The sequence below is a fragment of the Croceicoccus ponticola genome (assembly GCF_004004515.1).
Classification (GTDB): Bacteria; Pseudomonadota; Alphaproteobacteria; order Sphingomonadales; family Sphingomonadaceae; genus Croceicoccus; species Croceicoccus ponticola.
In genome coordinates this window covers 577,666-591,722 of sequence record NZ_RXOL01000001.1, presented here as the reverse complement: position 1 = coordinate 591,722, position 14,057 = coordinate 577,666, and the positions used below count along the sequence as shown (strand labels likewise).

The following is a 14,057-nucleotide window of genomic DNA, read 5'->3' as shown; positions in this document are numbered from 1 at the left end:
TAGGGCGTGCTATCGAGCCAAGACAAATGGCACGATACGACGCGATCATCATCGGGGCAGGGCATAACGGGCTTGTCTGCGCATTTTATCTGGCGCGAGCAGGGCTGAAAGTCCGGATCGTTGAGCGCCGGGAGATCGTCGGCGGTGCCGCGGTGACAGAGGAATTTCACCCTGGCTTCCGAAATTCTGTCGCCAGTTATACGGTCAGCCTTCTGCAACCGCGCGTCATACACGACATGGGTTTGGTTTCCCGCGGCTATCGGGTCATCGAACGGCCGATTTCGAATTTCCTGCCGCTGGACAATGGTTACCTGAAGCTTGGCGGCGGATTGGCACGGACGCAGGCGGAATTCGCAAGGTATTCTCAGCGTGATGCCGACATTCTGCCGCGATACTACGACGCTCTCGAATGCGTTGCCGACGTTCTGCGGTCGCTTGCGCTCAAGCCGCCGCCCAACATCGGCGATGGGTGGCGCGCGGTTATCGACGCGGTGATGCAGGGTAGGGGCATCGTTGGGTTGTCGATGGAACGAAAGCGCGATCTGCTCGACCTGTTTGTCAAATCTGCCCGGTCGTTCCTCGATGGCTGGTTCGAGAGCGAACCGGTCAAAGCGGCGTTTGGTTTCGACGCGGTCGTCGGGAACTATGCGAGTCCTGACACGCCGGGCAGCGCCTATGTCCTTCTGCATCACGTTTTCGGAGAGGTGAATGGCAAGAAGGGCGCTTGGGGCCATGTGATCGGTGGCATGGGCGCAATCACTCAAGCCATGGCGGCGGCATGCAAAGACGCCGGCGTCGAGATCTCACTGGAAAACGCTGTTCGGAAGGTGCTCGTCGAAAACGACCGGGCGACAGGCGTATCGCTCGAAGACGGCGAGGAAATCATCGCCAATCGCGTCATCGCCAATGTAGGCCCGAAACTGCTTTACGAACGCATGATGGACCAGGCCGATCTGCCCGAAGATTTTCGTCGCCGGATGAAAGGCTTTCGTGTTGGCAGCGGAACTTTCCGTATGAATGTGGCGCTAAACGAATTGCCCCGGTTCAGCTGTTTGCTGGAACCGGGAGAACACCACCGAGCCGGCATCGTCATTGCACCATCTCTGGACTACATGGACCGCGCGTTTCTCGACGCCAGGCGCGATGGCTGGTCGCGTGACCCGATTGTGGAGATGCTGATCCCATCGACCATCGATAGCACTCTGGCACCCGAGGGCCAGCATGTGGCCAGCCTGTTCTGCCAGCAATTCGCCCCTGAATTACCCGACGGACGCGATTGGGACGATTGCGAGGATGCAGCGGCGGATACGATCATCGACACGGTCGAACGCCATGCGCCTGGTTTTCGTGCATCCATCATCGGGCGACAGGTTCTCAGTCCCAAGGGTCTTGAACGAAAATTCGGCCTGATCGGTGGTGACATCATGCACGGCAACCTGACGATCGACCAACTATGGTCGGCGCGTCCTGTGCTCGGCCATGGGCGTTATCGAGGGCCAGTCGATGGGCTCTACATGTGCGGAGCGGGAACGCATCCCGGCGGCGGCGTCACCGGCGCGCCTGGCTACAACTGCGCTCATGTCATCCTTAAAGAGCGGAGACGTTTTTTCTGACAGCTTTGCTGCGAGAGGGGGCTCGCCCATACAGCCTAAAACTGACGAGTTTAAAGATGATAATATATATTATGTTAAATTGAACTGTGTGTGTGACGTTCGATTATCCGACGCCCAGTGCCTTGAAACCAATTGCTATCAACGCAAAAAGCCCAACCCAAATAGCGATCATCCGCAAAGTTTTTGCGTGTGGCACATCGTAAGATCGATAACTGGCAACCATCAAGGCTAGCCAACCTAGCATGCTGACCAACGACACCAGGCCGAGCGTCGTCAAAGGTCTATCACCATGCCATCGAAAGCCGGTTCGACATTATCCGGCGTTTCGGCATTAACGGCGTCATAATCCATGCTCTTGTCCAGATGTGTAAGCACGACGCGCGTTGCGCCGCATCGGTCCGCGAGCTCCAGCGACATGGCCAGATGAGCATGCGTCGGATGCGGATCGCGGCGCAAACAATCGACGACAAGAAGTTCGACGCCGTACATCGTATCGACCAATTCGCGGGTTATCTCGCTGATATCCGTCGCATATCCGACTGAATGCGTTCCTCCGTCAAAGCGAAATGCGGTCGATTGCGCGGGACCATGCGGAACCTGGCACCATTTTACCGACATGCCGGCAACAAGCCGAAGCCGTTCCAGAGTATCGAGCGTCACGATCGTCGGATAGCCGAATTGCCCTGCAAAAACATAGCCGAACCTTTGCCGCAACCGGCGTACCGTTTCGTCGGCGGCATAACCCGGCATCGGCCCGTCACGGCCATACCGCATGACGCGCAGATCGTCGATACCGTGGCAATGATCGGCATGGTCATGGGTCCAGAATACCGCGTCGACAGATCCGATGTCATTGGCCAGAAGCTGTTGGCGCAGATCGGTCGAAGTATCGATCAGGACACGTTGACCTTGATCGGATTCGACGATGATCGAAACGCGGGTACGCCGATTTTTCGGATTGTCGGGATCGCAGGCCCCCCAATCGTTCCCGATGCGGGGGACGCCGGTCGATGTTCCCGAACCCAGAACGATCAGCTTCACGATGCCGCCTTGGAGAACAATGCGTAGAAATTCCGCCCGGTTATTTCGGCCAGGTCTTCGGCCGTAGTCCCGCGCAACTTGGCCACAAAATCCAAAGTATTGGCCACGAACGCGGGCTCGCAGGTTTTCCCGCGGTGCGGAACCGGTGCCAGGAATGGCGCATCGGTTTCGACCAACAGCCGATCGTCGGGGACGATTTTGGCCGTTTCCTGAACTTCGGTGGCGTTCTTGAAGGTCACGATGCCGGATAATGAAATCGTGAGGCCAAGGTCGAGCACAGCTTCGCCAAACGCCCGCGATGCCGTGAAACAGTGGATCAAGGCCGGAAAGGCCCCCTCCTCCATCTCTTCACGCAGGATCGAAAGGGTGTCCTCCTCTGCATCACGGCTATGAATGATCAGCGGCAGGCCGGTTTCTCGCGCAACACCGATGTGCACACGGAACAGTGCTTGCTGCACGATGCGGTCCGAATGCTCGTAATAATAATCGAGGCCGGTTTCACCTATACCGATGACTCGGGGATGCGCCGAAGCCTGGAGCAGCGCTTCCCTTCCAAGGTCTGCATGGCTGTCCGCTTCATGCGGGTGAATGCCGATACTGGCCCAGACATCGGGCTCACGCTCTGCCGTCGCGACCACGTCTTCCCATTCGGAACGCCGGGTCGAGATGTTGAGGAAGCCCTTTACCCCGGCTTCGCGCGCGCGGACCAACACATCAGCCTGATGCTCGATCAAGCCGGCGTAATTGAGGTGGCAGTGGGAATCGATCAGCATCAGGCCGCCGCTTCCTCTGGCATTTCCAGCCTCGGGAAAACGCCGGTCGGCTTTTCGACGCGAAAACCTGAAGAAACGAGCCGTTCGAGCCAGCTTATATCTTCCAGCAGGGTAAAATCGCGCTGGTCGGCCGCCACGCCCATCTGGTCGAGCAGCCGATCGATGGACCCAGGCACGACCGGGCGAACCGCGATGGCGAGATTGCGGACGCAGCGGAACAAGGTCATCAAAACTGCAGCCATGCGATCCGGATCGGTCTTGCGCAGCGCCCACGGCGCCATTTCGTCGACATACTGATTGCAGGCAAAAACCGCCTTCATCCAGGCGTCCAGTCCGTCGCTGAAAGCAAGCTGCTCGAATTTTTCGGTCAGACCGGAAATACCGGCATCGACTGCGGAGAGGAGTTCCACGTCCTCGCCTGCGACTTCAGAAGGAACGGAAACTATTCCATCCAAATTTTTGAATATCATCGATAAACTGCGCTGAGCGAGGTTGCCGAAGCTATTGGCAAGCTCGGCATTCGTGCGCGTCACGATAGCCTCAGGGGAATAAGAGCCGTCCTGTCCGAAAGCGATTTCGCGCAGCAGGAAGTAGCGCAACGGATCGACCCCGAACTTTTCAGCGAGTTCGACCGGATCGGTGACATTGCCGAGCGACTTCGATTCCTTCTGTCCCCGATTGAGCAGGAAGCCGTGCCCGAACACCTGCTTCGGAAGCGGCAAATTCGCGCTCATCAGGAACGCAGGCCAATATACCGCGTGGAATCGCACGATATCCTTACCGATTAGGTGCAGGTCGGCGGGCCAGAAGGTTTCGAAATCCGTGGTCTTTTCCGGATAGCCAAGACCCGTGAGGTAATTGGTCAGCGCATCGACCCAGACGTACATTACGTGATCGTCCGCACCCGGCACTTTCACGCCCCAATCGAAGCTCGTCCGCGAAACCGACAAGTCGCGCAGCCCTCCTTCGACAAAGCGGACCACTTCGTTAAGCCGGGATGCGGGACGGACAAATTCAGGGTTGTCGCGGTACAGCGCCAACAAGGGTTCCTGATATTTGGAAAGGCGGAAGAACCAACTTTCCTCGACCGTCCATTCAACGGGAGTGCCTTGGGGCGAAAGCTTCACGCCCTCTTCCCCGTCGGTCAATTCGCTTTCATCGTAATAGGCTTCGTCGCGGATTGAATACCATCCCTCGTACCGGTCGAGATAGAGGTCGTCGTTCGCTTCCATCGCCCGCCATATCGCTTGGCTTGCGGCGTGGTGGCTGTCTTCCGTGGTGCGGATGAAATTGTCGTAACTAATATCAAGAAGATCGAACAAGTTACGAAAATGTCCTGACATTTCGTCGCAAAGCTGGCGCGGGGTAATGCCCAGATCGCGTGCCTTTTGCGCCATTTTCAGGCCATGTTCGTCCGTGCCGGTCTGGAACCGCACGTTGCGTCCCCTCGCGCGTTGAAACCGGGCCATGACGTCAGCCGCGATGGTTTCATAGGCATGGCCGATATGCGGCTTGCCATTAGGATAATGGATTGCGGTCGTGATGTAATAGGGTTCGGCCATAAGGCCCTGCTTTCTTCAGAATGCGGGAGGTTGCAAGGGCATATGCCGCTTACGTGCCATCCTTAGAAGCGGCAGCCGCAGCCAGCAACCCGCCAATTTCGACCACGGCGAGCCCCGCGTCGAAGTTGGCATAGGGGATTTCCGCGCCAATGCGGGTCAGCTTTGCATGAGCCTCGACCAGTCGGACCTGGACCGGTCGCGATGCCAGAGCGACGCGTTCGGAACAGATGGCGCGGGCTAGTTCCACGCTGGCCAACAAGCGTTCGCGGTCCGGGCGCGCGCCGATCGCAGAGGCCAGCGCCCCGCGCCGGGCAAAGTCGGGATCGCCCTGCTCGATAATGCCAAGAAGCTCGCGGCGGATTGCGGCAAGATCGTTGTCGATGAACCGCAATGCTGCCCCGGGCGAACCATGCGCGGCCGCTATGGCAGACGCGCGCACTTCCGATGATGCTTCGGGACGTTCGCGGGCAGCGATGCGTTCAACGTCTGCGGTCGCCAGCGGCTGGAATCGCAACATGCGACAGCGGGACCGAACTGTCGGCAGCAAGCCGCCGGGCCGATGTGACACGAGCAGGAATATCGTGCCTTCCGGCGGCTCCTCCAGGCTTTTCAGCAGCGCATTGACGGCCGATTTTTCCAGATCGTCGGCGCTGTCGAATATGATCGCCCGACGCGATCCCAGCGTTGGCCTTGTCGTCAAACGCCGCTGCATCCCGCGAACCTGATCGACCGTAATGCTGCGCTTGGTGGCAAACGGTTTGCCGTCCTCGCGCTTTTTTTCGTCATCGGACGTTGCGGGCAGCCGCGTTAGGAGCAGGATATCGGGATGGTGTTCCACCGGCGGCTGCGGCACGCCGGTTTCGCGGACCAGTTCCGCCGCGGCGGAAAGTGCAAAAGCCGCCTTTCCCATGCCCGCTGCGCCGGTGAGCAGCCAACCATGATGCATCCGTCCGCCAGAGATCGCGGCACGCCATTCATGCCACGCTTCATCATGGCCCGTAAGCGCGCTCACGGCAAAACAGGCTCGAGCGCCGCAATGATGCGAGCGTGCACTTCATCCGCGCTTCCGCCCGCATCGACGCTGACGAACCGATCGGGTTCCGCATCGGCCATCTGGCGAAAACGCTGGCCGACGCGGGCGTGGTACGCGGCATCGCGGGCACCAATGCGGTCACCACCGCCGCCATCGCGCACGATCGCGCGTCGGGCGGCCTCATCGGCGTCTAGTTCGAGCAGCAGGGTGCGATCGGGCAAAAGCCCTTCGCTTCCGATCCGATGCAATGTCATGACCTGTTCGTCACCAAGCGCCCCCGCCCCGCCCTGATAAGCCCGGCTCGAATCGACAAAGCGGTCGCACAGCACCCACTGCCCGTCCGCTAGCGCCGGTCGGATCAGATTGGCGACGTGGTCCGCTCGCGCAGCGGCGAACAGCAGCGCTTCGGTTCGCGCACTCCAATCGAAGGCGTCGTTAAGCAGCAAGTTGCGCAACGCCTCCGCCCCGGGGGTGCCACCGGGTTCACGCGTCACGACGTGCGGGACACCGCGCAAGGAAAGGGCGTCGGCCAGCATCGCAATCTGGGTCGACTTGCCTGCCCCTTCCCCGCCCTCGAACGTGATGAAGCGGCCGGTGGTCATGAAACGAGCGAAAGCAAGCCGTTGCGCCACCTTTGCCACCAATTCGCGGCAGCGACGTCCTTCACCGCTACCAGTGGCACCGAGCTTTTGACCCCGTCACTGGTTTCGATCAGCAGGGTTGCGATCTCCTCGCCCTTGCGGATCGGCGCCTTTGCCGGGCCGAGGTAGCGCACCGCAATCTTGGTGGCGGCCGGATCACCGTCAGGCGCAGTCACGAAGATCGGCCGGACGGACGACAGTTCCACCGTCCGCTGCGCACCGCCCTGCAAAGCGACTTCGGCCACCGGCTCACGCGCACCGTAAAGCCGTTTGGCATGCCATTCGTCGAAGCCCCAGCCGATGAAATCCCGCGCGATGGCTTTGCGCGCGCTGCCGCTTTCGGTGCCGCCTATTACCATGACAATTCGGCGACCGTTGCGTTCGGCCGAACCGACGAAGCCGAACCCGGCCTCGTTGGTAAAGCCTGTTTTCAGGCCGTCAGCACCTTCGACCACACCCATGATCGGATTGCGATTGTTCTGGGTAATCTCGTTCCAGGTGAAGCTCGGTGCGCTGAAATAACGGCGATACTTTGCCGGATGCTTTGTGATGATCGCTGTGGCCAAAGTCGCCAGGTCGCGGGCGCTGGTATAAGTCCTGCCCTCATCCGGCCAACCGTTCGGCGTGCCGAAATGGCTGTCGTTCATGCCCAGTTCGCGTGCCTTGGCGTTCATGAGGTCGGTAAAGGCCGGGACGCTTCCCGCCGCGCCCTGAGCCATCACCACGCAACCATCATTGGCCGATACGGTCAGGATGCCTCTGAGCAACGCGTCCACACCGATGGAGCTGCCTTTGGCGACGAACATGGACGATCCCTTGCCGCTCCACTCATGGAACGTCTCGTCCCGCACGGGCATGCGTTGTTCCGGCTGCAAGGTGCCTTCGTCCAGCATCTCGAACACTGTGTAGGCCGTCATCAGCTTGGTGAGCGACGCTGGCATGAAGCGGCGGTCCGCCTCGCGGCTGAAAAGCACCCTTCCCGATCCCAGGTCGATCATCAAAGCGATCGGCGCACCGTCCAGCGACACCGGCGGAACGGGGCCGGCATCCTGCGCAGCCACGGCCGCCCCCTGCGCACCGGTGGCCACAGGCGCGATCGCAGCGTAAAGTCCGGCTGCAAGCATGACCGGGCGGAAGACGGTCGGGAATCCGGAAATCATCTGGCGGGGCACTGTCCTGTTATGGCGTCGAAAGGTCGATCAACGCCGGATCTCGTCTGCTAACAGCCCTACCGAAAGCGCGTAATAGTTGGAACAGTTGTAATCCAGTATCACCCGGTAATTGCCGGTCAGCAGATAAGCGGTCTTACCCGGGCCGTCGGGTTCGAGAAGGATCGCCTGCGTATCGTCGGCCACCGACCTTTGCGGCCTTACGCCCAGCGCCTTCCACTCCGCGATCGTGCGCCACTGGCTGTGTCGGGCGAAAACGCGGGGGCAGCGCGGGGATATGAGCTGCGTTTTCACCGTGTCCCGATTGAATCCGGAAGGCACATATGCGGGCGCACCCCAAGGCTCTCCCGCACGCCAGCCCGCGGATTTGAAGTACGCCGCGATCGAATGGAGCGTATCTGCCCTGCTGTTCCAGATGTCGCGAGTGCCGTTACCGTCGCCGTCCTGAGCGACGCGCAACCAGACCGAAGGTAGGAATTGCGGATTGCCGATGGCCCCGGCCCAGCTGCCGACCAGCTGCGATCGGTTCACGCCACGGTCGATCATCTTGAGTGATGCGACCAGCTCGTCCTCGAACAATTCGCGGCGGCGGCCTTCGTAAGCTAAGGTGGCGAGCGACCTTATCGTGTCGAACCCGCCCATGAACGTGCCGTAATTCGTTTCATGGCCCCAGATTGCGACAAGAATTTCACCCGGCACGCCATACTTCGCCTCCACCGCCGGGATCAGCGATGCGCTCCCGGCATAGGCGCGCTTGCCGCCGTTTATCCGGGCGTCATCGACATGCTGAATTCGATAGGGTTCGAACGGAGGTGAAATCGAATTAGGATCGAATGCCTGAGGCCGATCAAGTTCGACCACCCGCTGGTTGATCGTAAGGCCGGAAAGGCCAGATACGATGGCGCGTTCCGAAACCCCCTCGGCCCGGGCGCGGGAACTCACCTGCTTCAGGTAAGCCTCGAAGCCTGCCTGCGAATATACTTGCGCGCTGGCTGGCGATGTCCACGCGACTACGGCAATGGAAAGTGCAAGTGACTGAATGAGCGATGTGAATCGGTTGAAAGAGATCATGTGTGCAAGCATGACACATGCGCCGCTCCTTGTGTATCCCGCCTTCCAGCACATTTGGGTGGCAACGTGACAGGTTGAGGGGATGACAGGGCGAGTGGAAGCCGCTAACGGCGGCTCCCAACGGACAGGTGGCAGAGTGGTCGAATGCAGCGGTCTTGAAAACCGCCGTGCGGGCAACCGTACCGTGGGTTCGAATCCCACCCTGTCCGCCAATTGGCGCAATCGATCGCCGCCGGCCACGAATCCCGCATGAAAGCGAAGCGACACTCGCTGCCACTTTGCTTAGGCAGATCACGCGTCACGTTTGCGCCACAAAGGACCGCAATTCCCGATTGGCGCCATGCCCCCTTGCCCCCAAGGCCCGGTCGTGCGCGGCGCCATGGGGTCAGCAGGGTGTCATGAATTCAGGTGCGGCAGATCAGCGCTTTTTCTTGGCCTTGCGCGCAGCATAGCGAGCGTCGCGTGCTTCCTTGCGCTGCGCCTCGGTCAGTTCGACCTTTTCTATGATCGCCTTGGCCGCGGCCTCGGCCTCTTGCTCTTTGGCCAGCTTGGCGGCGGCGCGTTCGGCACGCTTGGCCTGCTGCTTCTCTTCGCGTTCCTTTGCGTCTGCAATCCTCTTCGCCACGACTTCCGGGTCGACCGGCGGCTTCGCCTTCAGCTTGGCAAGCGCCGCTGCCTTGGCCTTTTGCGCAACGGACACTCGATCCTGGAAAGTGGGCTCTTTATAACCTGCCATATTGATGCTTTTTCTAATCTTTCATGAGGCGGAGACGGGCCGATAGCGTCGCCATCGAATCTCGCGCTAATCTTGTGTTGCGTGGGCTCGGTCGAAAGCGCCACATCGACCCAAACGTTGGCCGATCGGCGCCGGATAGCATGTGTCGACTGGATTATCGAGAGTGAAGCATGCTTCTTGGGTTATGGCGCGCCGACGCAGAGCGATGTGCCGAAAAAACCGCATAGCCTGGCGACCGAATGTTTCGAGGATGGCCGTCAAACCGCATGAAAAAGATGCAGAACACTGCGATACGGCAAAATTGTTCGACCGGATGGCCCAAAGTCCTAAGCTGCGACAGACGCAAAACGGAGTGAGTCCATGAAGCGCCCATCCAAGTACATTTCCGCCGCCATTTGCTGCCTGGCCGCAGTGGCCGGTGCTGCAACCAGCATCCCCGCCAACGCGCACGGCATATGGTTTGCGCAACGCGCCAAGCAGATTGCCCTGATCTACGGCGTTGGAGCAGACGATCTCGACGCCGTTTCACGGTTGGACAAGATCACCTCGATCGAAGGGTTCGATGCCGAAGGCCAGGCCGTCGCGACAAGCTTGCGGGCCGCTGGCGCGATCCCGGTCGTCGACAGTGATGAACCCGTCTCGGTTATCGCCGCGGCCATGGACTATGGCATGTGGACCAAGGACGCAGCGGGTCGCTGGCACAATAAGGGAAAGGACGAGGTTGAAGGCGCGATTGAGGTTTCCGAACACAACTTCAAATATGCCGTCCACCTCAATGCGCTCGACGCCAAGGTCCCGGTCATCGCCAGCCAGACATTGCAGATCGTTCCGGTTGGCGCGATCCCCGAAAGCAAGGGCGCTCCGCTCATGGTGAAGGCGCTCTACAAGGGCAAGCCGGTTCCGGGCGTACAGATCCTGACCGAATATGTGACAGATCCAGATGAAACGCCCGCATTGACCGCCAGTGACGGCACAACCACTATACGCCTACGCAACCAAGGGCTGAACGTGGTGGTCGGCATCCTGATCACGGGTAGCGACAAGCCCGCAAAGTACGACCGGATGGAAGAACGGGCGACATTGTCCTTCGTCCTGCCGCATCTTCCCGAATGATCCTATCGCAGAAGGATAATAGCATGAAGAACCGTTTCCTAACCGCCGCCCTTGCCGCAACGCTTGTGGTCGGCATGAGCGCACCCGCCCTTGCCCATGGCAGCATGAAGCCGTCGCACGGCGGCGTCGTCCAGATGACCGGCGAGATCATGTTCGAACTGGTGAAGACCGCCAAGGGCGTGGACATTTACCTCACCGAAGAAGACGAACCGCTGGCCGCAAGTGGTTTCGATGCGAAGTTGATCGTGACTTCGGCCGCGGGGCAGAAGACCACGACGGCGCTAAAGCCTGTTACCGGCAATCGCTTTACCGCCGCGGGCCTGAAGTTGGGCGCAGGTTCGAAAGTCGTCGTCGCGCTGGTCGGCAAGGGCCCGGCAGCCAAGACTTTCGCCACCTTTCAGATGAAGTGATCGCGCGATGATCAGTTCCTTCGTCTCTTCGACGGGTCGCGCCACTGGCGCGGCCCGGGCCGTGGGTGCCATCGCCGTCAGCCTGGCCTTTCTCGCGATCAGCGGCGTGGCACAGGCGCATGGCGTCGCGGAAAGCGACCAGGAATTTATTGAAGGGACGAGCGGGATCAATCTAATCCCGTACATGTACCTTGGCGCCAAGCACATGGTGACGGGGTACGATCACCTGCTGTTTCTGGCAGGCGTCGTATTCTTCCTCTACCGGATGAAGGACGTCGGCATCTATGTGACGCTGTTTGCCATCGGCCACAGCACGACACTGCTGGTCGGCACCATCTTCGACATCCGCGCCAATGCATATATCGTCGATGCAATCATCGGATTATCGGTCGCGTACAAGGCTTTCGACAACCTTGACGGGTTCACTACCGTGTTCGGTTGGCGTCCCGATCCGAAAAAGGCAGTGCTGGTTTTCGGCCTGTTCCACGGTTTTGGCCTTGCCACCAAGTTGCAGGACCTGACCCTGTCGCAAGAGGGGCTGGTTCCGAACCTCCTCGCCTTCAACGTCGGGGTCGAACTTGGCCAGTTCATGGCGCTGGCCGTCATCCTGATCGCGATGAACTTCTGGCGGCTGTCGCCAAGTTTCCAGCGCACGGCACTGACCGCCAATGCCGCGCTGATGAGCGCGGGCTTCATCCTGGTCGGCTACCAGCTCACAGGCTATTTTACGCAAGGGGCATGACATGAACGCATCCACAGCCACCGTCCCGCCCACGGCGCAGGCATCTCCCGCTGCGCTGGCCAAGGCGTCGCTTGCCGCGCTCGCGGTTGCCGGGGCGGTTATCGTTCTTTTCGTCCTGCCGGCAGAGGCGGGCGTGGATCCGACCGGGGTCGGTAGTGCAATCGGCATCGCCGGCATGGGCGTCCAGGATGCAGAAGTAGAGAACGTTCCGGCCGCGGCAGTATCTCTCGGTATTCCGGTACCCACCCAAGCTTCTATCGAAGCCGCCACCCCGTGGCGCGAAGATGCCGAGACGATCGAACTGGCCCCGCACAGCGGCATCGAGCTCAAGGCGCACATGGCCAAGGGCGATAGCTTCGTGTTTAGTTGGGAGACAACCGGCGGACCGGTGAAGGTGGACATGCACGGCGAGCCGCCCAACGCCGCCGATGATGAATTCACCAGTTACTGGATCGACAAGGCAACCACCGCCCAGTCCGGCACGTTTACAGCGCCGTTTGATGGCAGCCACGGCTGGTACTGGCGCAACAAGGGCGAGACGCCGATCACCGTGAAGATGAAAGTTTCCGGATTTTACAAGGATATCTACCGCCCTTGACCGGGACGCAATGACGGGAGAGTCTGTTATGACGACGATTGCCCAGCCGTTGGCACGCGACACGCTGCCACCACCCCCGGCTACATTGGCCGCGGCAAAGGCACGCACCCGGCTCATCGCCATCGACGCCCTGCGCGGGCTGGTGATGCTATTCATGTTGGTGGATCACGTCCGCGAAACGTTTTTCCTGTATATGCAAGTGACCGATCCGGTCGATGCGACCACGACCGATCCGGGTCTGTTCTTCACGCGGCTTCTGTCGACTTTCTGTGCGCCGACTTTCGTCGCACTGACCGGCCTGTCAGCCTATCTCTATGGGCAATCGCACACGAAGGCCGAGCTTTCGAAGTTCCTTTTCACCCGCGGCCTGTTTCTGCTGTTCCTCGAAGTGACAGTCGTTGGATTTGCATGGCCGACACAACCGCTGGTTTTCCCGCCGCCCAATTTCTGGCTTCAAGTCATTTGGGCCATTGGCGTCAGCATGATCGCGCTGGCCGCACTCATCCATCTTCCGCGCGTCGCACAAGTCTCGCTCGGCCTTGCCATCGTCTGCCTGCACAACTTGCTGGACCCAATTACGTTCGCACCGGGGTCGCCAATGTTCATTCCATGGGCGCTGTTGCATCAGCGCGAGATGTTCGAAATCGGCGGCGGGCTGATGGCCAAGACGACATATCCGGTTCTGCCGTGGATCGGGCTGATCCTGCTCGGTTATGCATCCGGTTCATGGTTCGGGCGTGGTGTGGAACCGTCCAGTCGTATCCGACGTCTTGTCCAGCTTGGGCTCGGCCTGATCATCGGGTTCGTCGTCCTGCGCTACGTCAACATCTATGGCGACAAGCCGTGGTTCGTCGGCGAGAACCCATTGCGCACTGTGATGAGCTTCCTTGCGATGACCAAGTATCCGCCCTCGCTCCTCTTCTTGATGCCGACGGTAGGTGTCGGTTGCCTGCTTCTGGCGCTGTTTGAGAAATATCAGGACCACGCGATCCTCCCGCACCTCGCCTATTTCGGCGGCGCGCCGATGTTCTTTTACATCCTGCATCTCTATGCGCTGAAGCTGATCTATAACGTTGCGCTTGCAATCTACGGTCCGGTGAAGGGCACCGTGTTCGGCGTCGACAATCTTTCGACCGTATGGCTCTGGGTGCTTATCCTGATGCCGGCCCTTTATTTCCCGACCCGCTGGTTTGCAGGACTGAAACAGCGTCGCCGTGATATCTGGTGGCTCAAATATCTCTGACCGGGATTGCTCCGGGGCTTTTCATGCCAACCGCAAAATTCCACCGGCCGGGCCTCGCAGCCCGGCCTTTTTAATCCTGAGAGCCACGTTTTTGCATGACAGCATATTGCGCGGTGAACGTCTCCATTTCGTCATATTCAACCGCGCGAAGGATGGGTTTCGACTAAATATTGCCGATTGCGGCGCATAAGATTGCATTGTGGAAATAGAGAGGTTGCTGGTCAGGGTCGGCAGGGAAACGAGGGGTTTCCGACCGATCTTCCAGACATCCCGAAAAAATCGCAGGACCTAGCTTTTTTCTTTTTGAGGGGT

Annotated in this window: 14 protein-coding genes and 1 tRNA gene; 7 read left to right on the top strand and 8 right to left on the bottom strand. The window is 59.8% G+C overall.

Annotated features, from left to right (window positions below; translation table 11 throughout):
- Positions 1-26 precede the first annotated feature (26 nt).
- Positions 27-1,613, top strand: coding sequence for a phytoene desaturase family protein (locus EKN06_RS02870; RefSeq protein ID WP_127611347.1), 1,587 nt, complete (start codon positions 27-29; stop codon positions 1,611-1,613).
- A gap of 273 nt (positions 1,614-1,886) precedes the next feature.
- Here the strand turns inward: EKN06_RS02870 and EKN06_RS02865 are convergent, their stop codons facing one another.
- The 7 genes from EKN06_RS02865 to EKN06_RS02835 are packed head-to-tail and all read right to left on the bottom strand — an operon-like array spanning position 1,887 to position 8,915.
- Complete coding sequence (locus tag EKN06_RS02865) at positions 1,887-2,654, bottom strand: MBL fold metallo-hydrolase (protein WP_127611346.1); 768 nt, start codon at positions 2,652-2,654, stop codon at positions 1,887-1,889.
- Entirely contained in the window at positions 2,651-3,427 is a 777-nt protein-coding gene (locus EKN06_RS02860) for a TatD family hydrolase (RefSeq protein ID WP_127611345.1), read from the bottom strand. The genes EKN06_RS02865 and EKN06_RS02860 overlap by 4 nt, the downstream gene beginning before the upstream one ends.
- A complete protein-coding gene (gene metG, locus EKN06_RS02855; protein ID WP_127611344.1) occupies positions 3,427-4,989 on the bottom strand; it encodes a methionine--tRNA ligase in 1,563 nt (520 codons plus the stop codon). The genes EKN06_RS02860 and metG overlap by 1 nt, the downstream gene beginning before the upstream one ends.
- Before the next feature lie 49 nt (positions 4,990-5,038).
- Positions 5,039-6,001, bottom strand: a complete 963-nt coding sequence (locus EKN06_RS02850; RefSeq protein ID WP_127611343.1) for a DNA polymerase III subunit delta' — start codon at positions 5,999-6,001, stop codon at positions 5,039-5,041.
- On the bottom strand, positions 5,998-6,624 hold the full coding sequence (gene tmk / locus EKN06_RS02845) for a dTMP kinase (protein ID WP_127611342.1): 627 nt from the start codon (positions 6,622-6,624) through the stop codon (positions 5,998-6,000). The genes EKN06_RS02850 and tmk overlap by 4 nt, the downstream gene beginning before the upstream one ends.
- On the bottom strand, positions 6,621-7,823 hold the full coding sequence (locus tag EKN06_RS02840) for a D-alanyl-D-alanine carboxypeptidase family protein (protein ID WP_240654569.1): 1,203 nt from the start codon (positions 7,821-7,823) through the stop codon (positions 6,621-6,623). Before EKN06_RS02840 ends, tmk begins: the two co-directional genes overlap by 4 nt.
- A 39-nt stretch (positions 7,824-7,862) precedes the next feature.
- A complete protein-coding gene (locus EKN06_RS02835) occupies positions 7,863-8,915 on the bottom strand; it encodes a lytic murein transglycosylase (protein ID WP_240654568.1) in 1,053 nt (350 codons plus the stop codon).
- Positions 8,916-9,025: 110 nt separating this feature from the next.
- Here EKN06_RS02835 and EKN06_RS02830 point away from each other — a divergent pair.
- Positions 9,026-9,115 (top strand) — tRNA-Ser (locus EKN06_RS02830).
- A 206-nt stretch (positions 9,116-9,321) separates the two neighbouring features.
- Here EKN06_RS02830 and EKN06_RS02825 read toward each other — a convergent pair.
- Entirely contained in the window at positions 9,322-9,639 is a 318-nt protein-coding gene (locus EKN06_RS02825; protein WP_127611341.1) for a DUF6481 family protein, read from the bottom strand.
- 360 nt (positions 9,640-9,999) lie between these two features.
- Here EKN06_RS02825 and EKN06_RS02820 point away from each other — a divergent pair, with 360 nt between their 5' ends.
- The 5 genes from EKN06_RS02820 to EKN06_RS02800 are packed head-to-tail and all read left to right on the top strand — an operon-like array spanning position 10,000 to position 13,745.
- Positions 10,000-10,752 (top strand): DUF4198 domain-containing protein, encoded by a 753-nt coding sequence (locus EKN06_RS02820; protein WP_127611340.1) that lies wholly within the window; start codon positions 10,000-10,002, stop codon positions 10,750-10,752.
- A gap of 23 nt (positions 10,753-10,775) precedes the next feature.
- The gene (locus tag EKN06_RS02815; RefSeq protein ID WP_127611339.1) at positions 10,776-11,162 is read left to right on the top strand and encodes a hypothetical protein; all 387 of its coding nucleotides are present in this window, start codon (positions 10,776-10,778) and stop codon (positions 11,160-11,162) included.
- Between the two features lie 7 nt (positions 11,163-11,169).
- Positions 11,170-11,904 carry a HupE/UreJ family protein gene (locus tag EKN06_RS02810; protein WP_127611338.1) on the top strand — a complete coding sequence of 245 codons (735 nt, stop codon included), beginning with the start codon at positions 11,170-11,172 and terminating at the stop codon, positions 11,902-11,904.
- Between the two features lies 1 nt (position 11,905).
- Positions 11,906-12,502: a hypothetical protein gene (locus tag EKN06_RS15560; RefSeq protein ID WP_164843911.1), complete on the top strand. Its 597-nt coding sequence runs from the start codon at positions 11,906-11,908 to the stop codon at positions 12,500-12,502.
- Between the two features lie 28 nt (positions 12,503-12,530).
- Positions 12,531-13,745 carry an acetyltransferase domain-containing protein gene (locus EKN06_RS02800; RefSeq protein ID WP_127611337.1) on the top strand — a complete coding sequence of 405 codons (1,215 nt, stop codon included), beginning with the start codon at positions 12,531-12,533 and terminating at the stop codon, positions 13,743-13,745.
- Positions 13,746-14,057: the final 312 nt, after the last annotated feature.